General features: G+C 62.1%; 25 protein-coding genes and 1 pseudogene. 10 read left to right on the top strand and 16 right to left on the bottom strand.

From position 1 onward, the window contains the following. Position 1: 1 nt before the first annotated feature. Together NKH93_RS20015 and NKH93_RS20010 are read left to right on the top strand one after the other, a co-directional pair. Positions 2-1717 (top strand): hydantoinase B/oxoprolinase family protein, encoded by a 1716-nt coding sequence (locus NKH93_RS20015; RefSeq protein WP_352971556.1) that lies wholly within the window; start codon positions 2-4, stop codon positions 1715-1717. Next, a complete protein-coding gene (locus tag NKH93_RS20010) occupies positions 1689-2432 on the top strand; it encodes a hypothetical protein (RefSeq protein WP_352971554.1) in 744 nt (247 codons plus the stop codon). The genes NKH93_RS20015 and NKH93_RS20010 overlap by 29 nt, the downstream gene beginning before the upstream one ends. 27 nt (positions 2433-2459) lie before the next feature. Here NKH93_RS20010 and NKH93_RS20005 read toward each other — a convergent pair whose 3' ends face one another. The 4 genes from NKH93_RS20005 to NKH93_RS19990 all read right to left on the bottom strand — a co-directional run bounded on the left by NKH93_RS20005 (position 2460) and on the right by NKH93_RS19990 (position 5762). Next, positions 2460-3116 carry a methionine ABC transporter permease gene (locus tag NKH93_RS20005; protein ID WP_352820853.1) on the bottom strand — a complete coding sequence of 219 codons (657 nt, stop codon included), beginning with the start codon at positions 3114-3116 and terminating at the stop codon, positions 2460-2462. Next, complete coding sequence (locus NKH93_RS20000) at positions 3097-4161, bottom strand: methionine ABC transporter ATP-binding protein (RefSeq protein WP_352971710.1); 1065 nt, start codon at positions 4159-4161, stop codon at positions 3097-3099. The genes NKH93_RS20005 and NKH93_RS20000 overlap by 20 nt, the downstream gene beginning before the upstream one ends. 133 nt (positions 4162-4294) lie before the next feature. Further along, entirely contained in the window at positions 4295-5143 is an 849-nt protein-coding gene (locus NKH93_RS19995; protein ID WP_352473092.1) for a MetQ/NlpA family lipoprotein, read from the bottom strand. Between the two features lie 319 nt (positions 5144-5462). After that, the gene (locus NKH93_RS19990; protein ID WP_352473090.1) at positions 5463-5762 is read right to left on the bottom strand and encodes a DUF1236 domain-containing protein; all 300 of its coding nucleotides are present in this window, start codon (positions 5760-5762) and stop codon (positions 5463-5465) included. Between the two features lie 204 nt (positions 5763-5966). Here NKH93_RS19990 and NKH93_RS19985 point away from each other — a divergent pair, with 204 nt between their 5' ends. Next, positions 5967-6752 carry a DUF1236 domain-containing protein gene (locus NKH93_RS19985; RefSeq protein ID WP_352971551.1) on the top strand — a complete coding sequence of 262 codons (786 nt, stop codon included), beginning with the start codon at positions 5967-5969 and terminating at the stop codon, positions 6750-6752. A gap of 105 nt (positions 6753-6857) precedes the next feature. Here NKH93_RS19985 and NKH93_RS19980 read toward each other — a convergent pair whose 3' ends face one another. After that, complete coding sequence (locus NKH93_RS19980) at positions 6858-7100, bottom strand: polymerase (protein WP_352971549.1); 243 nt, start codon at positions 7098-7100, stop codon at positions 6858-6860. Between the two features lie 247 nt (positions 7101-7347). After that, positions 7348-7902, bottom strand: coding sequence for a DUF4142 domain-containing protein (locus tag NKH93_RS19975; protein WP_352473087.1), 555 nt, complete (start codon positions 7900-7902; stop codon positions 7348-7350). 236 nt (positions 7903-8138) lie between these two features. Between NKH93_RS19975 and NKH93_RS19970 the strand changes: the two genes are divergently transcribed. Further along, the gene (locus NKH93_RS19970) at positions 8139-8369 is read left to right on the top strand and encodes a hypothetical protein (RefSeq protein WP_352473085.1); all 231 of its coding nucleotides are present in this window, start codon (positions 8139-8141) and stop codon (positions 8367-8369) included. Between the two features lie 78 nt (positions 8370-8447). Here the strand turns inward: NKH93_RS19970 and NKH93_RS19965 are convergent, their stop codons facing one another. After that, on the bottom strand, positions 8448-8885 hold the full coding sequence (locus NKH93_RS19965) for a hypothetical protein (protein ID WP_352971547.1): 438 nt from the start codon (positions 8883-8885) through the stop codon (positions 8448-8450). A 183-nt stretch (positions 8886-9068) separates the two neighbouring features. On the opposite strand from NKH93_RS19965, the gene NKH93_RS19960 reads away from it, so the two are divergent. Beyond that, positions 9069-9233, top strand: a complete 165-nt coding sequence (locus tag NKH93_RS19960) for a DUF3309 family protein (RefSeq protein ID WP_352539854.1) — start codon at positions 9069-9071, stop codon at positions 9231-9233. 267 nt (positions 9234-9500) lie between these two features. On the opposite strand, the gene NKH93_RS19955 is transcribed toward NKH93_RS19960, so the two are convergent. Further along, positions 9501-9698, bottom strand: a complete 198-nt coding sequence (locus NKH93_RS19955) for a hypothetical protein (protein ID WP_352449586.1) — start codon at positions 9696-9698, stop codon at positions 9501-9503. A 501-nt stretch (positions 9699-10199) separates the two neighbouring features. Between NKH93_RS19955 and NKH93_RS19950 the strand changes: the two genes are divergently transcribed. Together NKH93_RS19950 and NKH93_RS19945 are read left to right on the top strand one after the other, a co-directional pair. Further along, positions 10200-10931, top strand: coding sequence for a Crp/Fnr family transcriptional regulator (locus tag NKH93_RS19950; protein ID WP_352473082.1), 732 nt, complete (start codon positions 10200-10202; stop codon positions 10929-10931). Between the two features lie 169 nt (positions 10932-11100). Beyond that, positions 11101-11628 (top strand): YciE/YciF ferroxidase family protein, encoded by a 528-nt coding sequence (locus NKH93_RS19945; protein WP_352614258.1) that lies wholly within the window; start codon positions 11101-11103, stop codon positions 11626-11628. Positions 11629-11759: 131 nt separating this feature from the next. On the opposite strand, the gene NKH93_RS19940 is transcribed toward NKH93_RS19945, so the two are convergent. Together NKH93_RS19940 and NKH93_RS19935 are read right to left on the bottom strand one after the other, a co-directional pair. After that, positions 11760-12752: an ATP-dependent DNA ligase gene (locus NKH93_RS19940; protein ID WP_352971544.1), complete on the bottom strand. Its 993-nt coding sequence runs from the start codon at positions 12750-12752 to the stop codon at positions 11760-11762. A gap of 30 nt (positions 12753-12782) precedes the next feature. Further along, on the bottom strand, positions 12783-12950 hold the full coding sequence (locus NKH93_RS19935) for a hypothetical protein (protein WP_352614260.1): 168 nt from the start codon (positions 12948-12950) through the stop codon (positions 12783-12785). A 226-nt stretch (positions 12951-13176) separates the two neighbouring features. On the opposite strand from NKH93_RS19935, the gene NKH93_RS19930 reads away from it, so the two are divergent. Both NKH93_RS19930 and NKH93_RS19925 read left to right on the top strand, forming a co-directional pair. Continuing rightward, entirely contained in the window at positions 13177-13881 is a 705-nt protein-coding gene (locus NKH93_RS19930; RefSeq protein WP_352473102.1) for an MgtC/SapB family protein, read from the top strand. 201 nt (positions 13882-14082) lie between these two features. Further along, positions 14083-15345, top strand: coding sequence for a DUF763 domain-containing protein (locus NKH93_RS19925; RefSeq protein WP_352769225.1), 1263 nt, complete (start codon positions 14083-14085; stop codon positions 15343-15345). Positions 15346-15355: 10 nt separating this feature from the next. On the opposite strand, the gene NKH93_RS19920 is transcribed toward NKH93_RS19925, so the two are convergent. From NKH93_RS19920 to NKH93_RS19895, 6 genes are all read right to left on the bottom strand, one after another. After that, a complete protein-coding gene (locus NKH93_RS19920; RefSeq protein ID WP_023677099.1) occupies positions 15356-15799 on the bottom strand; it encodes a PPC domain-containing DNA-binding protein in 444 nt (147 codons plus the stop codon). A 23-nt stretch (positions 15800-15822) separates the two neighbouring features. Then, the gene (locus NKH93_RS19915) at positions 15823-15975 is read right to left on the bottom strand and encodes a peptide ABC transporter permease (protein ID WP_352473077.1); all 153 of its coding nucleotides are present in this window, start codon (positions 15973-15975) and stop codon (positions 15823-15825) included. A gap of 105 nt (positions 15976-16080) precedes the next feature. Then, positions 16081-17796: an HAD family hydrolase gene (locus NKH93_RS19910; protein ID WP_352971541.1), complete on the bottom strand. Its 1716-nt coding sequence runs from the start codon at positions 17794-17796 to the stop codon at positions 16081-16083. Positions 17797-17800: 4 nt separating this feature from the next. Further along, positions 17801-18772, bottom strand: coding sequence for an SDR family oxidoreductase (locus NKH93_RS19905; protein WP_352473074.1), 972 nt, complete (start codon positions 18770-18772; stop codon positions 17801-17803). Positions 18773-18834: 62 nt separating this feature from the next. Beyond that, a complete protein-coding gene (locus tag NKH93_RS19900) occupies positions 18835-19932 on the bottom strand; it encodes an FAD-dependent oxidoreductase (protein WP_352473073.1) in 1098 nt (365 codons plus the stop codon). Continuing rightward, on the bottom strand, positions 19929-20270 hold the full coding sequence (locus NKH93_RS19895; protein ID WP_352971538.1) for a hypothetical protein: 342 nt from the start codon (positions 20268-20270) through the stop codon (positions 19929-19931). Before NKH93_RS19895 ends, NKH93_RS19900 begins: the two co-directional genes overlap by 4 nt. A gap of 202 nt (positions 20271-20472) precedes the next feature. On the opposite strand from NKH93_RS19895, the pseudogene NKH93_RS19890 reads away from it, so the two are divergent. Further along, positions 20473-20922, top strand: a pseudogene (locus NKH93_RS19890) (cytochrome c3 family protein); the annotation flags it as partial.

Raw genomic sequence — 20922 nt, 5'->3', positions numbered from 1 at the left:
GATGGCGCAGCTCGACACCATTACGCTTTCGGTCCTCCAGGCGGCCCTGCAGCAAGTCTGCGACGAAATGGACCTGACGTTTTCGCGCGCCGCGTTCTCGCCTGTTATCGCCGAGGCCAATGACCGTTCGGATGGCATCTATTCGGCGCTCGATGGTTCGCTGATCGCGCAAGGCAGCCAGGGCCTGCCCGTGTTCGTCGGCGTCATGCAGTATTCGACCAAAGCGGTGATCGAGATGATCGCCGACGGACGCTGCCTGCCGCCCGAGCCGGGCGATATCTACATCGTCAACGATCCCTATCTCGGCGGCACCCATCTCATGGATGTGCGCTTCGCCATGCCGGTCTACCGCGACGGGAAGATCTTCTGCTGGCTGTCGAACACCGGCCATTGGCCCGACATTGGCGGTTCGGTGCCGGGCGGATTCTCCGCCTCGGCAACGGCGGTCGAGCAGGAAGGCTTGCGGTTGCCGCCGGTGAAACTGTTCAAGAAGGGCGTGCTCGACCCGGAGATCTACGCCATCATCTGCTCCAACATCCGTGTCGCCGACCAGCGCATTGGCGATATCCGCGCGCAGGCGGCGGCACTGCTGATCGGCCAGGACAGGCTTAACGGAATCCTGGATCGTTACGGAGATGAAACGGTTGTCGAAGCGATCGCCGAATTGCGCCGCCGCGCCGCTGAACAGATGCGCGTCAACATATCGGCCATTCCCGACGGAATCTATCGCTCGCAGGCCTTCGTCGATTCAGACGGCGTGGTAAACGAGCTGCTGATCATCGCGCTGGCAGTCGAGAAACAAGGCGACACGCTCAGCTTCGACTTCTCGGGCTCATCACAGCCCTGCGCCGGGCCGATGAACAGCGTTCTGGCGACGACCTTGTCCTCGGTGTATCTCGCCATGCGCCATATTTTCCCGGACGTGCCGATCAGCGCCGGCGCCTTCGAACCGCTGATCGTCAAGCGGCCGGAAGGCACCTTCCTCGACGCCAAATATCCGCGCCCTGTGTCGGGCTGCGCGGCCGAGGTTTCGCAGCGCATCGCCGAGGCGGTGTTCGCGGCGATGGTGCAGGCCTTGCCGGACAGGGTGACGGCGGCTCCGGCTGGCTCCAGCGGCAATTTCGCGCTCGGCGGCAACGATCCGGTCCGTGGCCGCGATTATGTCATGTACCAGATCTCCGGCGGCGGCTATGGCGGCAATGCCGGTCACGACGGCCTGACCAATGGCTGCTCTACCATCGGCATCTCCAAGTCGCCGCCGGTCGAGATCATGGAGCAGGCCTTCCCGGTGCTCTACCGGCATTATGCGCTGCGCGAAGGCTCGGGCGGCGCCGGCAAGCACCGCGGCGGGTTTGGGCTCGCCTATGAGGTAGAGATCCTGCGCGGCGACGCCCGCGCCTCTTTCGTCATGGATCACGGCCGCTTCGGCCCGCAAGGCGCGCTCGGCGGCAAGGACGGCGCGGTCAACACGGTCACCGTGTTCCGCAACGGCGAGGAACATGTGCCGCCGCACCTCTCCAAGGAACAGGACATCGCGTTGAAGGCAGGCGACCGCGTGCGCGTCGGCACACCGGGCGGCGGCGGCTACGGCGATCCGTTGCAGCGCGATCCGCAATTGGTCGCTCGGGATGTCAAGCTAGGGTACTATACCGCCGAGCAAGCCAGGGACCTGTTCGGAGTCGTAGCGGATGAGCAACCCAAATCCCCTGGAGGCTGATCTCTCGTCTGAACTGGCCCACGCAGTCGAACGCGTCTATGCCGCTTTCGCGTCTTATCCATCGCCCCGCCACCTGCATGGCTCGCCGTACAAGGATTTGGAATCGATCTTTCGAGGAGTATCCAGTGGTCCGCTTCGGGAGCTCAGTGGTGAAAACCTCGGCGCCTATGCCGGATCGGCCATATGGACGGTCGGCGACGTCGATGACTACCGGCACTTTCTGCCGAGAGTGCTTGAACTTGCCATCCAAGGCGAACCTTCGATGGGGTTCGACGCCAACGTGATTGCCGCAAAGCTCGAAAGGACCTCCTGGCGTGATTGGCCGTTGGAAGAACAGCAGGCTGTCGAGGTGCTGTTTCAGGCTGCCTGGCGAAAAGCGATGACCATGCATCCCGATGAAGGGAACGCGGTTCCCTGGCTGGAGGGCATAGTGCTTGCCGGAATGGATGTAGCAGCTGCATTAGCGGCATGGCGTGATAGCCCTTACCCGGAGGCCATGTTGCACTGTGCGGACTTGATTACCGGCAACATCAAGACACTCGATAAGGGGCACGTGATCTTCAGCGAACAGGTCACCACATGGCTTCTATCCGACAGTCTCGCCTGGCACTTGTTCACCGTCGCGGTCGAGGCTCCCTTGCGCCCCGACGATCGCGAAAAGCTCGCTTGGGCCAGCGAGACCATCGAGAACAATCTGAACTTTCCCGGAAATTAAAGGCGTTGATTGGCCGCGGTTCGCCGGTCACGCTCTGTGGTCCAGCCTCGCGACCAGCCGGTCGCCGGCCCACTGGATGCCGCAGACCAGGACGATCAGGACGATGACCACGGCGATCATGACGGATGTCTCGAAGCGCTGGTAGCCGTAGCGGATGGCGAGGTCGCCGAGACCGCCGGCGCCGATGGCACCGGCCATGGCCGAGGCGCCGATCAGCGTCACCAGCGTCACCGTGAAGCCGGCGACGATGCCGGGCAACGCTTCCGGCACCAGCACCTCGCGAATGATCGTCCAGCGGTTGCCGCCCATGGCGCGTGCTGCCTCGATCAGCCCATGGTCGACCTCGCGCAGCGACACTTCGGCGATCCGGGCATAGTAAGGCGTCGCCGCGATCGACAGCGGCACGATCGCTGCCCAGGTGCCGATCGAGGTGCCGACGATCAGCCGCGTCACCGGGATCAGCGCAACCAGCAGGATGATGAAAGGCACCGAGCGGAAGCCGTTGATGACAGCGCCAAGCGCGCGGTTCACCCACAGGTTTTCGGCGATGCCGCCGCGGTCGGTGGCGACCAGCGCCAGGCCGAGCGGCAGCCCGAAAACCAGCGAGACGAGGCCGGAGGCGGCCGTCATCAGGATCGTTTCCCAGATTGAACGGACGAGAAGCTCAAACAGAACCGGCGACATGGCCAAGCACCTCCACCCGCGCTTGGCGGGCTTTCAAGAACGCGATCACCTCTGCCAGGTGAGCTTCATTGCTGCCGGCGACCGCCACGAACAGTGTCCCGACAGGCTGCTGCTGGACGTGATCGATGCCGCCATGCACGAGGCGGAACGAGCCGGGAACTGCCGAGGCAAGATCGGACAAAAGCGGGCTTCGGGCGGCCTCACCGGCCACGTCGATCCTGAGGATCGCCTCCACGCCGGCGTTCTGCGTTAGCCGGCTTGCGATCTCCGCCGGCAATTGCGGCCGGATGCCGCCGAGCAGGCTTTGTGTGATCGCCGATTTCGGGTCGGCAAAGACCGACCACACCGGCCCTTGCTCGACGATCCGCCCAGCGTCGATCACCGCGACCCGGTCGGCGATCGAGCGGATCACCTCCATCTCATGCGTGATCAGCAGGATGGTCAGGCCAAGCTGCCGGTTGATGTCCCTCAGCAAGGCAAGGATGGAGCGCGTCGTCTCCGGGTCGAGCGCCGAGGTCGCTTCGTCGGACAAAAGTAGCGCCGGGCGCGCCGCAAGCGCCCGGGCAATGCCGACACGCTGCTTCTGCCCGCCCGACAGCGACGCCGGATAGGCTTTCGCCTTCTCCGACAGCCCGACGAGCTCGAGCAGCTCGGCGGCGCGCGCCAGGCGTTCGGCCCTGGGCCGGCCTTCGATCTTGAGCGGCAGCGCTACGTTGTCTTCGACCGTCTTGGCGGACAGCAGGTTGAAATGCTGGAAGATCATGCCGATGCGCCGGCGCAGCGGCTGCAATTCGCGCTCGCCGAGCCGGCTGATGTCGCGGCCTTCGATGTAGACCTGTCCTGAATCCGGCCGCTCCAGGCCGTTCAGGCAGCGTATCAGCGTCGACTTGCCGGCGCCGCTGCGGCCGATGATGCCGAGGATCTCGCCCTGGCGCACGCTGAGCGACACGCCGTCCAGCGCCGCTGTCGCGCCGAAGCGGCGTTTCAGCTCGATGAGGCGCACGACATCGTTCGGTCCGGCGGAGCGGCCGCCGACGGGACGCATGACTTCGGTGACCGAGGCGAAATGCTGGTTCATGAAAGTTCCTGTATTGGTGTCCCGCAAACGCGATCGCGGTCCGCGTTGAAGCGCGGACCGCTTTACCATGCCGGGCTTCGGCGCCCAGTCGAGCTCGGCATCAATAGGCGCTGATGCCGGTTCCCTTGTAGACCCGATCGAATTCGGCCTTCACCTTTTCGTTCTGATAGGAGGCGACCAATGTCTTTACCCAGGGCTGGTTTTCATTGCCGGCCTTGACCGCGATGAAATTGCGGTAGGGATTGTCGGCCACCGCCTCCTGGGCGATGCGATTCTCCGGTGTGAGGCCGCTTTTAAGCGCCCAATCCGTGTTGACTACGGCCGCGTCGAGGTCTTCCACCGAGCGCCCGACGATGCCTGCGTCCAGCTCCTTGATGACCAAGTGCTTCGGGTTTTCGGCGATGTCGGTGGTCGTCGCCAGAATGCCGGTGCCTTCCCTGAGCTTGATCAGATGTTCGCTCTGCAGGACGCGCAGTGCGCGGCCCTCATTGGACGGGTCGTTCGGCACGCCAATGACCGCGCCTTCTGGCAGGTCGGCAATCTTCGCGTACTTCTTGGAATAAAGGCCGATCGGCCAGACCCCGGTATAGCCGACCGGGACGATGTGATAGCCCTGCGTCTTGATCTGGTTGTCGAGATAGGGCTTGTGCTGGAAGGCGTTGGCGTCGATTTCGCCACGCTCGAGCGCTTCATTCGGCTGGGTATAGTCATTGAACACCACGGTCTCGATTGTCAGGCCCCTATCCGCCGCCTGGGCGGTGACGACGCGCCAGACGTCCTCGTCCTCGCCGCTCATGATGCCGACCTTGACCGCCGTCTTGTCCTCGGCGAGCGACGGCGCAGCAAGGCTGACAATCGCAACCGCTGATGCGAGAAGTACAGCGAGACCGGCGCGCCGGTTTATACTTGCGGAGAAAAATGAGTGCAAAGTGTTGGTGTTCCCAGACATGATCTATCCCGTCGGTTCTGAAGTCGTTGCGGCCAGGCGGAGTGCCAAGCCTTGTCGGCATCATCGGGAATGCTGACCGTCGGATCAAAGCACCGTATTTCCCGCGAGATGCGAAGCCAGGAATATTCTCTCAAAGTTTCGGGCCTGGCGAGCACAGGGCGTGCTGGGATCATGCGTTCTAAGCCAATGCTGGTTCAGAAATTGTCCGGACCTCGTCTCCGCTATGAGGCCCGCCGTGCTTCGAAACGGCGGGCCTTTCTGCGTCGGGATGTCGACAATGCTGGACGCGCCGCATGTCCCTTCAAAGCGACGCGCTTGCTCACTCGATGACCTTTACAATCCTGCGCGTGCCAGGATCGACCAGGACGGTCCGATTGTCGACGACGACATAGCGGTATTTGACGTCGGGAACCTCATGAAGCTCGACGGTATCGGGCAGGGTCGAGCCGACATTGAGCTCCACGCCGGGAAGCTGGACGGACGCCAGAGGCTGCTTTTTCACATACTCGCGTACGATCGTCTCCTGCTGCGGTTCGATGACCACGTCCTGAGCGGCAGCGGCGCCGACACCCGCAAGCAGCAAAAACCCAGCCGCGGCCGCCGAAAGATGCATTCTCATGATTGTCTCCTTTCCTCGTGAGCCACCTCTGCGCTGCGCCGCGTCATGCTGTTCGCAGCGGGGTCGCTATAGGCCGGTAACGTCATCAGGTGGAGCTTGTTCCGCCACTCGGATCGCTTGCCGTTTCCCTCCATTAGTTTGGAACAAAGTTTTTTAGACGCAGTTTTGCGGGGTGAAGGGACGCGTTTTCCAAGGAGATCTCTCATGAAAGGCGTTCTGATCACCAGCATGTTAGCAATCAGCGTCAGCTGCGGGGCCGCACTTGCCCAGACGCAGCAGTCGACCGACGATCAGTCCGGCGCCAATTGTGCAGCCGGCACTGCCAATTGCCAGAACGGCGCCAAGATGGGCGAGCAGGCTCAGGGCAAGGCCGGCGCCACCACTGATCAACAGGCGCAGGGCAAACCGAAGCTGAAGACCGGCGAGCAGGCTCAGGGCAAGGCTGGCGCTACGACTGAGCAGCAGGCCACGGGCAACACGAAGATGAAGACTGAAGAGCAGGCCCAAGGCAAGGCTGGCGCCACGACTGACCAGCAGGCCACGGGCAACACGAAGATGAAGACCGAGGAGCAAGCCCAGGGCAAGGCTGGAACCACCACCACCGAGGAGGCTCAGGGCAGCTCCAAGATGCAGACCGAACAGCAGGCTCAGGGTAAGGCTGGGACCACGACCACAAACCAGGCTCAGAGCAATACTTCTACCCAGCAGGACCAGAGTTCGACCGCTTCCATCAGCAATGTGACCGTTGAGCAGAAGACAGAGATCACTCAGGTCATCAAGGAGACGAACGTCCAACCCGTTTCCAACGTCGATTTCGACATCTCCGTCGGTGTCGAGGTCCCGCGAAAGAAGGTCCGGCTGCATCGTCTGCCGGCGCGCATCGTCAAGATCGTTCCGGCTTACGAAGGCTATGAGTATTTCGTGCTCGCCGACGGCCGGATCGTCATCGTCGACCCGAATACCTACAAGATCGTGATTATCCTGACCTAGTCGTGGCCAGACGGTCTACCGTGGGTTGATTCACCAAAAAAGCCCGCCGCGCAGCTCGGGCGGCGGGCTTTTCCGTACCCAGCTCCAGCGTCTGCAAATCGCAAATCAAGGTCCGTCCTCGGGGCGAGGAGTGAGCACGGTATGATTGATGGTGTCGGGCAGGCAGGGACTGGGCAGGCAGCTTGTTCGGACTGACGCGGTGGTCATGGCATCGATATCCGTAACCAGCACCATTCTCGCGTAGTGCCGCGGCCACAGCGGCTCTCCAAACAGGACGAAGACGCCGCCAATCATCAAGGCCAGCAACATGAGTGCCGTAACATTTGCAAATATCTCGCCGTAGCGCATGAAGGCAGCCTGTCCCGTTCGGAAAGCGATTTCAGCCTGTGACAGCGGCGACCAGGACGGCGCCGAAAGCCGGCGCTACTATCCTTGACGCCCCGCGAACGCCGCCTTCCATTGGATCCTCCCCGAACAAGCCGGGTAAATAACGGCACTCTCGGTGCTTTGTTCCCGGCCGTGTGGCCGGACGACAGCCGCGTCACACAGGCCGTGTGTGGGGCGGCCTTTCGTTTGCAAAAGGCACTCTTCGCTCTCATTGATGTGCGGCAGCGAGGTCCTTGACGTGACGTTCGTGCATTTGCAGCACCGGCAGCGTCTTCTTGGCAAACTCCTTCATCGCGGGATCGTCGCCGGAATTCGCGTAAGCGGAAAACAGCGCCACCGCTTCCTTATGCGCCTGGGTCTGCATGTCGATATATTTTGATTGGAAACTGTCCCCGCTGGCCTCCTTGAGTTGGTCGAGCAGCGCTTGGTGCTTGGTGTCCAGCGACGGGCCGGCCGGCGCGGTGGCCGAAGTCGTCTGCCCCTTGCTGAGCGCCGCCTTGAAGTCCTCGCCGGCCTTGGTATGGTCCGTGACCATCTGCGCCGCGAAGGCCTTCACATCGTCAGCCGTCGCCTGCGTCTGCGCAAGTCGGCTCGATTCGATTTCAAATGTATTGGCGATGGGCACGGTCTTGACGAATGTCGCGGTGTCAACCTTGCTCATGGTGTCGGTCGTCAGCGGCGTCAGCGTCGCCGATTGGGCAAAAACAGCCAAAGGCGCGCCGGCCATCATCGCTGCCGCAGTGATGGATAGAAGCGTTTTCATGGGGGTTCTCCGAGGCTGATGTCATCCCTCCGATGGCTCAACGCGGAAGCTGCGACGAGGTTGCCTGGTCGCAGTGGCCACAGCCGCCGCGAGCCAAGCAAATGATTTAAATAAAACACGCCGGCTGGGTCCTGCAAAGTGCAACGCAACCCGTAGGACCGTACGGAATCGTACAAGCTCTTTCGCTTTGCCGCAGTCTTGCTATCGTCTGCCGGGACAGATGGGTGGAGGCTTCCGTGGGGCAGATCAAGTCGCCGCTTGGAATCGGTATTGATACCGACAAAGCCGTTCATATCGTCATGGCCGACTACAATTCGGGCGACATTCTCTCGACCACTGTCGTCATAGCCGATTTGCGCAAACGCTTTCCCTGGTTCCGGCAAACCGACGAGGAACTGGTTGGCTTCATCGTTCGGGCGCTGGACGGTCGGGAGATCGCGGTCAGCTTCGACCACCGCTGCCGTTAGACGGCCGATTTTCATCACCAATGAGGCCGCGGAGCGTACGCTCCGCAGCCTCATCACAGACTATGATAAACCGGGCGCTTACTTGCCGCAGTGGTTGTCGTTCACCGTCGGCGCCATCGTGCCCGGAGACTTGCCGGTCGCGTCGGGCAGAGCCCCCTGCGGGCCTGGTGGGCAATTCCGGTCGGCATTCGAATTCGTCGTTGAGAAATCGCGAATGCTGTTGGTGATGGTCGAATCCGTGCCGGTGTCAGGGCCGCCATTATCCGGGACTACTATCGTCCGCCCGCTGCCGTCGGCAGCGGCTCCGGAGGGATCGCCGACGTTCTGGGCCATCGCTGACGTGGCCAGACCGATCGTAAGCGCCGAAGCTGCGAGAATTTTCGTGAGCATGATGCTTCTCCTTTTTACGAGGGTCGTCGCGTTGCGACTACGAAAACAACCGTTCGGGCGGGCGAAGGTTCCGACAAATTCCCCATTAATTTCAGCATGTTCTTGGGTGTTCAAGGCGACCGCCATGCCATTCTCCGCGGGCATGCATCTGTGGACTTTTCTGACGGCCCGGCCCGGTATTTTGCTCGCCGCATGAGCGTACGCCTTACCGTCCCGCCGGAACAGGAATGCTCCTTGTGAGTTCATACCTTTGTACAATGCGACGCGCTGATGCGAATGGCGGCAGCGCAAACAAGGAGAGCAGACATCATGGGCCTTGGAACCATTCTCATCATCATCTTGGTCCTTGCCTTGCTTGGCGGCTTCAGCGGCTTGGGCGGCGGACCGTTCTATGGCACCGGCTATTACGGTGGTGGCGGCCTCGGCTTGGTGCTGCTTATCGTCATTGTCCTGGTCCTGCTTGGGCGCATTTGATGCATGTCGTGCAAAAGTGTGCAGCGGTTTTGTGATAACGACATGCATAAAACAGGAAGCTAAAGCGCGTCGCATGAGGCCGGCCAAACGCGACACGCGTTAGTGTCACGCTCGCGACAAAAAACGCCTGCCGCTTGGTAATTAGCGCCGGGCGTTTTGTCGTGAAAAGACTAGATTTCCAAGATCCTTGGCAAACCGGGACCCTGGCTAGAAAGGGCGACTCGGTGCCGAACCTTTCGGCGCCGAGGACGCCACCACAGCAGCAGCTTATTGTTGGCGATCGGCGGCCAGCGCTTCTTTCAGATCGGCGTTGAGCACACCCTCGTTGAACAGCGACATGATACGGGCTGCCAACCGCTCGCGGACAGGACTGTCGTCCGCAACACCCAACTCGCGGCAGCAGTCGTCGAGCGCTTTTCTCAGCACGCTCAGTTCGGCTGGAGTTGCTGCACCTTGCATCGGCATGCCATCCTCCCTTGAAAAGGGCGAAAGCGCGAAGCGTCTTTCAAGCGTCCACTCGCCGTGCCTGTGTGGACGACTCCAATTCAATTAGCGCCGCTCTCGTCCAAACTCAATGTACGGAAATTACCAAGCAGACAGTTTGGGAACGACTGCCTTGCACCTGCATTGTTGCTGCGATCCAACCCACCCCTCATTTGGATCACTGGGCGTAGCCCACGACGCCCGAATGGAGCCCGTTGCATCCCTCGCGACGGGCTCTTTTCGAGCCCGGCGATCTCAATTGTCGTTTTCGTACCAAACCGACTTTGGTACGTTTCCAACTCTAACTTTCAGTCGGATGTTTTCGTAGGCAAGCGGCAGGAGAAACTGCCGTGCATCGATTCATTTTTTTATTTAGTAGGCTCCATACCTTTCAGTGCTTATATAAGCGTTATCGTCCGCAGGTTATACCGGGCGCGGACGGCTGGGAGATAAAAAGGCTCTTGCCCTGTTTTGGGCCCAGCTATGTCTGATCCAGCAAATTCCAATAAAAATCCGTACAAAAACAAGCTGTTGCGCCGAATGAGCGCCGGCGATTTCGCATCTCTCGAGCCGCACATCGAGCGCTGTTCGCTGGAGTTACGGCAATCGCTCGAAGTGTCCGGATCGCCGATCGAGGCCATTTATTTCCTCGAGGACGGCATCGGTTCGGTGGTTGCGAAAATGCCGAACGGCAGCGATGCGGAAGTTGGCCTTGTCGGCTTGGAAGGTATGACCGGCTCGGCCCTGATAATGGGCGACGACCGTACGGTCCATGATTGCTATGTGCAGCTGGCGGGAGAAGCCGCCAGGATCGACGCCGAGCCGTTCAAGGCGGCGCTGACGCAAAGCCCGACGCTGCGGCTGTTCTTGCTGCGCTACGTGCAATATCTGCATGTCCAGACTGGCTATACCGCGCTGGTCAACGCGCGATCGAAACTTGAAGACCGGCTGGCGCGCTGGCTTCTCATGTGTGACGATCGGGTGGACGGCGGCCGGCTGACGATCACGCACGAATTCCTGTCGATCATGCTTGGCGTAAGGCGCCCGGGTGTAACGGTCGCGCTGCAGCTGCTCGAGGGGCGAGGGCTCATCCGGTCCCGCCGCGGCGAAATTATCATCCGCGATCGCGATGGTCTCGTCGCACTGGCGGATGGCGGCTACGGCCTGGCCGAGGCCGAATATACCCGCCTGGTCGAGCATATCGGCGAGCGCTGACGGCGCTTTTCTGGCCGATTGCTGCCGCAGGTCGAAGGCCCCTGCGACACCACACGGCAGGTCGGAAAAATTTGCAAAGCTGCCGGACCGTCAGGGAACTTGTTTCCTGTCGGAGGGTTATCGGACGCCTCCACTTTGCGAGGCGGCACCAACCATTCGGGAGAGGATCATGGCGACTACGAAAAAGGCCGCGAAGGCGGCAAGCAAGGGCCTTGAGGATCTGTTCCTCGACGGGCTCAAAGACCTCTACTACGCCGAGAAGAAGATACTGAAAGCGCTGCCCAAAATGGCCAAGGGCGCGGAGTCGGAAGAAGTGACCGCCGCTTTCGAGAAACACCGCATGGAAACCGAAGGACATGTCGACCGCCTCGAGGAGGTGTTCGACAAATTCGGCAAGCCGGCCCGCGGCAAAACCTGTCCGGCGATTGACGGCATCATCGAAGAGGGCTCGGAAATGCTCGAGGAGTATAGTGGTGCTCCCGCGCTCGACGCCGGGCTTGTCGGTGCGGCGCAAGCCGTCGAGCATTACGAGATCGCTCGCTACGGCACTTTGATCGCGTGGGCGGAAGAACTCGGCAAGAGCGACGTTGTCGAGCTGCTCAGGGCAACTCTCAAGGAAGAGGTCGCGACCGACGAAGCGCTTTCCAAGCTCGGCGAAAGCGGCGTCAACGAACGCGCCATGCAGGAAGCTGCCTGATTTCAAAACCGCAACCGAGCCTTGGTTGCCAAGGCTCGGTTGGCCGCGGCGAACCGGTGAAATGATGCATTGGTCCGTCATGAACGGTAGAGCGGGCAGCAAGCGCCTTGAAGCGGTGTCTCGGATCGGACTTACTCGATCTGCTCGAACGTGCATTGCCGCGGCTCTTTGTCCGGCCGCCAGCGCAACAGCTTGGTTCCGTGCCGGAACCGGTCGCCTGTCACATGGTCGAAACGAACCTCGACCACCAGTTCAGGCTTTATCGGCTCCCATTGTCCGCTGCGCTCCGTGCTCCAGCGGCTTGGCCCGCCCGGCGCCTTGCCGGTGAAACCCGGTTTGGCCCGCAGTTTTTCCAGCCGCCTGGTCAGCGCCGCCCTGTCGTCCTTGCCGATGGTCGAGGTGAATCCGACATGATCCAGCCTGCCTTCGTTATTGTAGAGGCCAAGCAGCAGAGATCCGACTTCGTTGCTGCCGGCGAGATAGCGAAAGCCGCCGACCACACAATCCGCAGTGCGCAGCCGCTTGACCTTGACCATGGCGCGCTCGCCGGGCCGGTATGGCCCGGCGATCAGTTTTGCAACGACACCGTCGGTCGAGCCATGGCCGGCGCCTTGCAGCCAGCGCTCGGCGGTGGCGGCGTCGTGCGTATATTTGGACAGGTGCAGTTGGGGCCGTGCCGCCGACGCGACAAAGGCCCCAATCGCCTGCCTCCTGGTGGTGAGAGGCTCTTCGATGATGATCCTGCCACCGGGCTCGGCCAGCATATCGAACAGGATCAGCATGGCGGGCGTCTCGAGGCTCAACTTGCGGATCCTGCTTTCGGCGGGATGAAGGCGCATTTGCAGGGCCTCGAACGAGGACGATCCGTCGATGACAATCTCGCCGTCGGCAACAAACCGTCGCGAGCTCACATCGCGCAGCACCGCGACCAGTTCGGGAAAATAGCGGCCAAGCGGCTTGCCCGATTTTGCACGCAGATCGACGGCATCGTCGCCCTTGAACACGAGGCAGCGAAACCCGTCCCATTTCGGCTCGTATTGCCAAAGCCCGTCGCCGCCAGGGATTGCATCGGCGGCTTTGGCTTCCATCGGACGAAGGTCGAGCGGCAACGGAAATGCGGTCATGGCTGGTCCGCGCCGCCGCTACGGCATTCGCTACCGCCGTCGGCCATTCCTCTGTGCCCCGCTCTGCCGCCTCGGCGCCTTGCGGCCGGTTTGCTCGGGCGAAGGCGACAGCGGATCAACCTCGTCGGTCCCGCCGATCTCCTTGGTGATGCGATAGGCCAGATAAGCGACGGCTCCGGCAAGCAGCAAGCGGACCATGACTGCAAATCCTTCGTTGGCGTGAACCCACCAACCCGCAGGCCGAAGGTTTTGTTCCGCCGCTGCCCATCGCCGGGGTGAATCGTCGGCGGCGCAACCAAAATCCAAGCGCATCGTTTGTTGCTTATCGACGAAAAGAATTTGCGATGAAGACGCTCTTGCCCTTGTTCGCTTTGACCTTGGCGCTATTCCTGGCCAGCAGCGCTTGGCCTGACGGGTGAACGGGATGCTCCTCGTTGTTCCGGTCTGGCAGGACATCGCGGCACGACTGCTTCTGACCGCGCTCGCCGGCCTGTTGATAGGCCTCAACCGCGAGGCGCGCGGGCACGCGGCGGGGCTACGCACCACCGTGCTGGTCGGATTGGCCGCCGCCATCACAATGATCCAGGCCAGTATTCTGCTCGAGACCGTTGGCAAGCACCCGGATTCGTTTGCATCGATGGACGTCTTGCGCTTTCCGCTGGGCGTGTTGACCGGCGTCGGCTTTATCGGCGGTGGCGCCATTCTTCGCCGCGGCAATCTTGTCAGCGGCGTCACCACGGCGGCCACGTTGTGGGTGATGACGGCGATCGGATTGGCTTTCGGTGGTGGCCAATACGGCTTGGGCGCGGCCGGCACGGCGCTGACGCTGGCCACGTTGCTGGTCCTGAAATGGGTGGACCTTCGAATGTCGCGCGAACACCATGCCCAGTTGGCACTGACCTGGAAGGCCGCAGCCCGACAGGAACTCGATACGATGATCGGGCCGCTTGGCTACCGGGCACGCCTCGTCGCGATAGAGAGGCGCCCGGATCTCAAAGACCCTGTTTTCTCGTTCGAGATCAGTTGGAGGCGGCCGGACACTGGGGCACCGCCAATGGATCTGCTGGAATCGGTGGGCGAGCATTGCGAGATCCAGAAGTTTGATCTCCTCAGCGAACCTGCCCGCTAGAGCGGTTCATCGTTTCACGGAAACGCCGAAACGCTCTATCTCTTTGTTTCTGCGCAATCCCGGACGGAAAACCGTTTCACACTTTTCCTGGAATTGCTCTAGCGGCTCGCAACGATCGCGGCCTGAATCAGGCCATAGCTTCTCCACACCCCTTTCGATACCTATCTGTCGAGGCAGGACTCAAGGAGCAAGCAAAAGACCGTGGCACAGCGATCGGGAAGTGCTGATCTCCCACTTCACGGCGGGCGCGTACCGAAATGGCTCGGCGACCGCATGACGCGGCTTGGCGCGGTCATGTGCGAGGCGATCATCCACCATTACGGCCGCGATGAATTGCTGCGCCGGCTGGCGCATCCGTTCTGGTTCCAGTCTTTTGGCGCCGTGATGGGGATGGACTGGCATTCCTCCGGCATCACCACCAGCGTCGTCGGAGCGTTGAAGCGCGGTCTGTCGCCGCTTTCCGGCGAACTCGGCATCCACGTTTGCGGCGGCCGCGGCGCGCATTCGCGCAAGACCCCGCACGAGCTTGCCCTGATCGGCGAGCGTGTCGGCCTCGACGGGCAAGGCCTCGCGACTGCCAGCCGGCTTGTCGCCAAGGTGGACAGCGCCGCGGTCCAGGACGGTTTCGATCTCTATCTGCACGGCTTCATCGTCACCGATGACGGCAACTGGGTGGTGGTGCAGCAAGGCATGAACGGCGACAGCAAGGTGGCGCGCCGCTATCACTGGCTGTCCGAGGGCCTGAAGAGCTTTGTCGACCAACCGCATGCTGCCATCGAGGGCGCCAATCAGGGCGAGATCGTCAACCTGACCGACCGCCGCGCCGAAGCGTCGCGCCAGGGACAACTGGACCTTCTGCACGGCCTTGGACCGGATCGCATCGTGAGGGAGCTTGCCGCTTTGGAGCGGGGTTCGGCGCCAGCGCCGGAGCCGGCACAAAAGCTGCTGCCGCATCTGGTGATGCCGGCGCACCACGATGTACGCGAAAGCGATGTCGTCATGCGCCGCCTGCACGGCAACATCGCCGCGGCGGCCGAGCGCGGCCCGACAGATTTCGCCGGGCTTCTCCTGGTGCCCAATGTCGGCGCGCGCACAGTGCGGGCGCTGGCGCTGGTCGCCGAAGTGGTGCATGGCGCGCCGTGCCGATTTTCCGATCCCGGCCGCTTCTCGCTGGCGCATGGCGGCAAGGACAGGCACCCGTTTCCGGTGCCGCTGAAGGTCTATGACGAGACGATCGGCGTGCTGAAGTCGGCTGTCCAGAAGGCCAGGCTCGGCCGTGATGAAGAGATCGGCGCGTTGCGGCGGCTGGACGACCAGTCGAGGCAGGTCGAGCGCTATGTCACCGGCCCAAGCCTGAAGGAAATCGTCGCCGGGGAGTTCGAGCAATCGCATCTGCTCGGCGGCCGCAGCGTCTTCGGTTGGGAGGTCGTACCCGAAACGGCCGCAGTCAAATCAACGAAGTGATCGGCTCGGATCAAGCCTCCAAGTCGATCAGGGCGACGCCGAGTTCGGGACGGTGCCTGCGGCGCAGATGGCCAGGCGTCTCCACCAATGTGACCTCGAGCGTCGGCCGCACGATGCCGTCCAGCAGATGACCGCCCCTCGTGGTGCCGTCACTCAATCCAAGGACTGCGTGGACGTGCAAGCTGGGCCTGCCGTCGTCGCCGATGGCAACATCGCCGATCGCGCTCAGCACTTCACACTGTTCCCGGACGGGGATTTTCCGGTAGGTCCTTTCTCCAGGGTCGAACCAGCCGACGGTTGCACTTTCGAAAGCGCCGAGCGCGGTCAGCGACGCGCCGCCGACGCCACGGTCGACCGCAAATGACGTCAGCTGCGCAAACGCCTCTTCGCCGGGATCAAGCACAACGACGAACGTTCTCTGTCCGGCGCTTTCGGCAACAAGCTGTGATTTCATGATTTCGCTCCAGCGTCAGGAATTCAAATCCACCACACCAGCAATGCCAGCAAGACGAGACCCACTAGGCCGGCGATGAAAATGATCCGGCGCGCCCGCGTCCGCAGGATGATCTCGCCCTGCCGCGCCTGCTCCGCCGAAAAGACAGGACCATTCTTGTCCCGGTCGCTGCTCATCCATCGTCTCCTTCCGGGGCATTATTCGGCATTGAATGGATCTGGCGCCCGATAGAACACAATCTCGTTTGGCGGATGAGGTTCCACGGCGGGGCGCCGTTGCAGCTATTCCTTTGGCGCGGTGGCGGGCGCGGTATAGCGGCGGCGCACTGCGTCCAGGATGTGGTTGCGGCTCTCCTGCGCCGAAAGTGTGCCGTCTTTCTCCGCTTCGGCGGTTTCGCGCGCCAGTTCCTTGTCCCTGATCTGGTGGCGAAACCATTCGGAATAGTCGCCGGCGCGCAGATGATGTTCCCAGGTCCTGTCGTCGATGCCCTCGGCGATCTGGGCGAAAATCATCAGATTGTGGGCGCGGAGGTTCATCGCATTGTCGGGGCCGCGGAAATAGAAGCTGCCCTTCTCGTCCAGCTGGCCCTCGGCATATTTGCGGCTGTGGCGCTTGAGCGACTGCCGCGGTTCGATCGGCTCGACCATGGCAGGTTTCTTGCGCGCCTGCGGCCGCCAGAACAGCACGCGCTCGTCTTTTGGAGAGTTCAGGTCCTTGTCCTTTGGCGGTTCGGTGCCGGTCTCGCGACAGAACGTCTTGATGACCTTTTTCGCCTTGGGGCCGAGTGCGATGACGGCGGTGACCAGCCGCAATGCCTCGGTTGAGATCGCGTCCGGATGAACCGTGATCAGGATCGTGCCCGGCAATTCCATGGCCAGCACCATTGGCGTGTCGTCGCGCCGCTTCGGCAAGAGGTGATGCGCCTCGTCGATGATCAGCCAGTGTGGTCGTGCCGTGCGGAAGCGAACACCGCCAAGGCCCGGCAGCAGGTCGGCAAAGAAGTCCGGCCGCTCGTTGACGCGCAGCGCCAGGCCATTGACGACCAGATTGTTGTCCGGCTTCCCCAGGAGATCGAGCAGTTGAGTCTTCGTCGGCGCGTTCGAGCCGTCGCCCAGCCGGACGGCGCCTTCGAGGCCATCGTAGTCGCCTTCCGGATCGAAGATGCAGAACTGGAACTTTCTCTCGACGAAGCGCTCCGTCAGTGCGGTCGCCAGGGTCGATTTGCCGATGCCGGAGCTGCCGGCGATCAGCACCGTATCGGTTGGCGACAGATACACCTCCTTGCCATTCTCCGAGCCAAGCACAATGCCGTCGCGGCTCGGCACAAGCTCGCGATCGCGCTCGACCACCTTGGCGATCAGTTCCTCGACGCCTTTTCCGCGCGCGCCGCGTGTCACGAGATCCGCCGTATCCTTGACTGCCGGCAGTGCGTTGTCGACGGCCACGCTGAAGCCGCAGGCGCGCAGGAAGGCGTGGTCGTTTTCGGCGTCGCCGACACCGACGACGTTGTGCGGCGACAATCTGAGGTCCTGAAGCGCAGCTGTCAGCCCGGTCGCCTTGTTGATGCCGCTGGGCAGGATCATCACCGCGCCCTTGTTGAAGATGATTTCCAGCTCCAGCCCCAATTTCTTGATGACCTCGAGCGCGGTAGCCTGATGCGGTTCCCAGGTTGCGATGATCGAGCGTCCGACCGAAAGCGGTTTGACACCGCGTTTCCTGAGTTTGGCGATGAACTCGGGGGCGGGCGGCGGAGATATCGTCCGCTCCTCCTCGCTGGCCGGCGTGTAGATCAGCGCGCCGTTTTCGGCGACCACCTTGTCGAAAATCGCGACTTCGGGAAAGACGCGCTTGAGGTCGGGCAGCTCGCGCCCGGTGACGAGAATGAGTTTGCGGCCGCTCTTCTTGAACCGTTCAAGCGCCGCAAGCGTCTTCTCGGCAACGATCCCTTCATGCGCCAGCGTGCCGTCATAGTCAGTGGCCAGGGCAATGAAATACATGCCGTCAATAGCCGCCCACGATCGGCAATATCTCGCCGGTGATGTAGCTCGAGCAGTGCGGCGAGGCGAGGAACACGTAGGCCGGCGCGATCTCCTCCGGCTGGGCCGGCCGTTTCATCGGCGTGTCAGCGCCAAATTTCGAAACATCGCCGGCTTCCTTGTCCGAGGGGTTGAGCGGCGTCCAAACCGGGCCTGGCGCCACGGCGTTGACCCTTATGCCCTTCTCGACAAGGTTGCCCGAGAGCGCGCGGGTGAAGGCATGAATGCCGCCCTTGGTCATGGAGTAATCGACCAGTTGCTTCGAGCCCTCGATGCCGGTCACTGAACCGGTATTGATGATCGCCGAACCGGGTTTCATGTGCGGCACGGCCTCCTGCGCCATGTGGAAATAGCCGTAGAGGTTGGTCTTCAGCGTCGTGTCGAAATGCTCCTCGGTCAGCTCGCTGAAATCGCTGGAGTGGATCTGGAAAGCGGCGTTGTTGACCAGCACGTCGATCCGCCCAAACTCCTGCACGATCTCAGCCACCGCGTTGTGGCAGTGGTTGCGTTCGCTGACGTCCGCCTTGATCAGGATGCAGCGCCGGCCTTCCGCTTCGACGGCCCTTTTGGTATCTCTGGCGTCCCTATCCTCCGAGAGATAGACGATCGCCACATCGGCGCCTTCACGCGCATAGAGCACGGCCACCGCACGGCCGATGCCTGAATCGCCGCCGGTAATGACGGCCACTTTGCCGTCGAGCTTTTTCGATCCGATATAGTACGGCGCATCGTAAAGCGGCGCCGGCTCGATCGCCCATTCATGCCCCGGCTTCGGCTGGTGCTGCTCGGGGAAGGGCGGCTCGGGATATTTGCGGGCACCGGCCTGCATGGCGCCTTTTTGCCTGCCATTGGATTTGGACTTGTCCTTCTCGTCGATCCGGCGCTGGATGTGCCGTTGCTTGGCGGCCTCGCCGGCGACTTCCGATTTCATCTGCATGGTCATCTCCCTGGCTTGAAACCCAACAACGCATGTCCGGCGAAAAGGTTTATGCGACCACGTCATTCCTTGAGCCCGGCGACACGCTCCAGCAGCGGCCGTTGCAGCAGCGGCAGATGGCCGACGACGCTGAAGGCCGCGTTTCTGACGCCTTGCATGATGCCGTTGTCCGATTGGGCCACCGAGAGGATGCGCTCGCTGAGCGTGATCCACCGTTGCCCCACCGGGTGGCGTTCGCTTGTGTAGCCGGCAAGCGTGCCGTCGACGAAACGCCTGGCGAATGACGCGGCGTCCTCGATGCCGAGATTCATGCCGCGCGCCCCCAACGGCGAATGCACATGCGCGGCATCGCCTCCCAGGAAGACGCATGCGGTTTGATAGCGCGGCGCCTGTCGTACCGGAATATGGAAGCGGTCGGCCCGCAACAACCGCGTGATCCGGTAATTGCCGGGGATGCGCGCCAACGCATCCTCGCTGTTTGAAACCGCGCGATAGCGCTTCTCGCCGATCGGGATGATAAAACCGACGTCGCCGTTCCTGTGAAGAAATGCGTGGGCGGCCATCGGCTCATAGGGCCAATCGTCGATGTCGGCGTCGGCAATGCTCCATTGCCGCCGATGCGTGTAGCCATCGAAGCCGATGCCGATGGCATCACGCACCGTGCTTTGCGCACCGTCGGCTCCGAAGACAAGGTCGAAACTTGCCTCGTCACGGCCGTCTGGCGCCTCGATCCGCACCTCGGCCCGGCCTTTGTGCTCGGCCATCCTGACAAATGTGCTTCGCCATTCGACGTCGACGCCGAATCCCTTGAGCGTGTCGGTCATCAGCGATTCGGTGTCGCGCTGCGGCAATGACAGCAGAAAATTATGGCGGTGCGGCAGGATCGAGAAATCGATCTCGCCGAGTGCTCGTCCTTCGAAGTAGAAACGGGCTCGACGAATTTTCAATCCCTCGGCGAGCAACCGGGCAGCGACTTTGGACGGTTCAAGGACGTCCAGGCTATGCGAACTGATGCCGACCGCCTTGGCGAGCGGCGTAGGGCCTTCCTTGCGGTCGATGACGCGAGGTGCAATGCCGCGCCTTGCCAGTTCGACTGCCGCCGTCAGCCCGGTCGGGCCGGCGCCGACGATCAGGATGGAAGCGTCCCGCGAAGCCGTCATCGTCGGGCGTCAGCTTTTTGGCAGTGCGTAGGCAATGATGGCGTCGCCGATCCTGGTCTCTCCATGAAATGGTGGCTGCCGGGTGCAAGGGTCGCCAGCCAGGTCAGGACGTAAAGCCATACACCGGCGGCATTGCCGGCAAGCAGCAGGCTGCCGGCGGCCAGCAGGGCGATCCCGGCGGGCAGGTAATACCAGGATCCGCCCAGCGCGATCAGCCAGGCACCGCCCCCTCCGATCAGCAGGCCGAGGATCGTCAGCAGCGCGCCGACGAACATCGTCCACCAGAAGGCAACGCCGGACCGGCGAATGGGATGGGGGTGGGGGATGGTCATGATCATGATGCTTATCCGGGTGAAACAGAACGTGACCTCATCCGAACGTATGGAGGGTTCGATGGTTTCCGATCAGCCCGACCAGATGGGCCAGGGCGGGGTAACCATTCTGTGATCTCCGCTGCCCCAGCCGGAACTTACCCACGCAGCCGTAGTTAGGGGTTTTGGGGGGTGAATACGGTTTGCTGGATGCGAAATCGGCGAGGGAATGCCGCAGGTCTTTTCAAGGAGCGCCAACGGCATTTCACGCTTCGCTCTGTGGGGCGCGTGTTTCATGGCGATCTTTGCGGCTCTCGGCGGCACCGCCATCCTGCGTTCGGACTTCGTCACCGGCGTTGGCCGGCCGTTGGCGCAACCAGTGCCGTTCAGCCACAGGCACCATGTCGGCGAGCTTGGCGTCGATTGCCGTTATTGCCATAGCGGCGTCGAGACTTCGTCATCGGCGGGTCTGCCGGCGACCGAGGTGTGCATGACCTGCCATTCGCAGCTGTTCACCAACGCGGACATGCTGGCGCCGATACGGGCAAGCCTTGCTTCCGGGCAGCCATTGCAGTGGCAGCGGGCGAACAGTGTCCCCGACTTCGTCTATTTCAATCATTCGATCCATATCGCTAAAGGCGTCGCCTGCGAGACGTGCCATGGCGAGGTCGACGACATG

This window comes from Mesorhizobium sp. M0954, from assembly GCF_040319155.1.
Lineage (GTDB): Bacteria > Pseudomonadota > Alphaproteobacteria > Rhizobiales > Rhizobiaceae > Mesorhizobium.
The sequence above is the reverse complement of the archived record's forward strand: the minus strand, read 5'-3'. Positions and strand labels throughout refer to the sequence as shown.

Bases quoted from the DNA above. Each gene is read 5' to 3' on its own strand.
- NKH93_RS20000 (WP_352971710.1), bottom strand. From the start codon at position 4,161: ATGCGTCCCGTCGGCGGCCGCTCCGCCGGACCGAACGATGTCGTGCGC.
- NKH93_RS19965 (WP_352971547.1), bottom strand. From the start codon at position 8,885: ATGGCGGTCGCCTTGAACACCCAAGAACATGCTGAAATTAATGGGGAA.
- NKH93_RS19975 (WP_352473087.1), bottom strand. From the start codon at position 7,902: ATGAAAACGCTTCTATCCATCACTGCGGCAGCGATGATGGCCGGCGCG.
- NKH93_RS19955 (WP_352449586.1), bottom strand. From the start codon at position 9,698: ATGCCGATGCAAGGTGCAGCAACTCCAGCCGAACTGAGCGTGCTGAGA.
- NKH93_RS19950 (WP_352473082.1), top strand. From the start codon at position 10,200: ATGTCTGATCCAGCAAATTCCAATAAAAATCCGTACAAAAACAAGCTG.
- NKH93_RS19935 (WP_352614260.1), bottom strand. From the start codon at position 12,950: ATGGTCCGCTTGCTGCTTGCCGGAGCCGTCGCTTATCTGGCCTATCGC.
- NKH93_RS19990 (WP_352473090.1), bottom strand. From the start codon at position 5,762: ATGAGAATGCATCTTTCGGCGGCCGCGGCTGGGTTTTTGCTGCTTGCG.
- NKH93_RS19930 (WP_352473102.1), top strand. From the start codon at position 13,177: ATGCTCCTCGTTGTTCCGGTCTGGCAGGACATCGCGGCACGACTGCTT.
- NKH93_RS19920 (WP_023677099.1), bottom strand. From the start codon at position 15,799: ATGAAATCACAGCTTGTTGCCGAAAGCGCCGGACAGAGAACGTTCGTC.
- NKH93_RS19980 (WP_352971549.1), bottom strand. From the start codon at position 7,100: ATGCGCTACGGCGAGATATTTGCAAATGTTACGGCACTCATGTTGCTG.
- NKH93_RS20005 (WP_352820853.1), bottom strand. From the start codon at position 3,116: ATGTCGCCGGTTCTGTTTGAGCTTCTCGTCCGTTCAATCTGGGAAACG.
- NKH93_RS19895 (WP_352971538.1), bottom strand. From the start codon at position 20,270: ATGATCATGACCATCCCCCACCCCCATCCCATTCGCCGGTCCGGCGTT.
- NKH93_RS19900 (WP_352473073.1), bottom strand. From the start codon at position 19,932: ATGACGGCTTCGCGGGACGCTTCCATCCTGATCGTCGGCGCCGGCCCG.
- NKH93_RS19945 (WP_352614258.1), top strand. From the start codon at position 11,101: ATGGCGACTACGAAAAAGGCCGCGAAGGCGGCAAGCAAGGGCCTTGAG.
- NKH93_RS20015 (WP_352971556.1), top strand. From the start codon at position 2: ATGGCGCAGCTCGACACCATTACGCTTTCGGTCCTCCAGGCGGCCCTG.
- NKH93_RS19910 (WP_352971541.1), bottom strand. From the start codon at position 17,796: ATGTATTTCATTGCCCTGGCCACTGACTATGACGGCACGCTGGCGCAT.
- NKH93_RS19995 (WP_352473092.1), bottom strand. From the start codon at position 5,143: ATGTCTGGGAACACCAACACTTTGCACTCATTTTTCTCCGCAAGTATA.
- NKH93_RS20010 (WP_352971554.1), top strand. From the start codon at position 1,689: ATGAGCAACCCAAATCCCCTGGAGGCTGATCTCTCGTCTGAACTGGCC.
- NKH93_RS19940 (WP_352971544.1), bottom strand. From the start codon at position 12,752: ATGACCGCATTTCCGTTGCCGCTCGACCTTCGTCCGATGGAAGCCAAA.
- NKH93_RS19905 (WP_352473074.1), bottom strand. From the start codon at position 18,772: ATGCAGATGAAATCGGAAGTCGCCGGCGAGGCCGCCAAGCAACGGCAC.
- NKH93_RS19915 (WP_352473077.1), bottom strand. From the start codon at position 15,975: ATGAGCAGCGACCGGGACAAGAATGGTCCTGTCTTTTCGGCGGAGCAG.
- NKH93_RS19960 (WP_352539854.1), top strand. From the start codon at position 9,069: ATGGGCCTTGGAACCATTCTCATCATCATCTTGGTCCTTGCCTTGCTT.
- NKH93_RS19985 (WP_352971551.1), top strand. From the start codon at position 5,967: ATGAAAGGCGTTCTGATCACCAGCATGTTAGCAATCAGCGTCAGCTGC.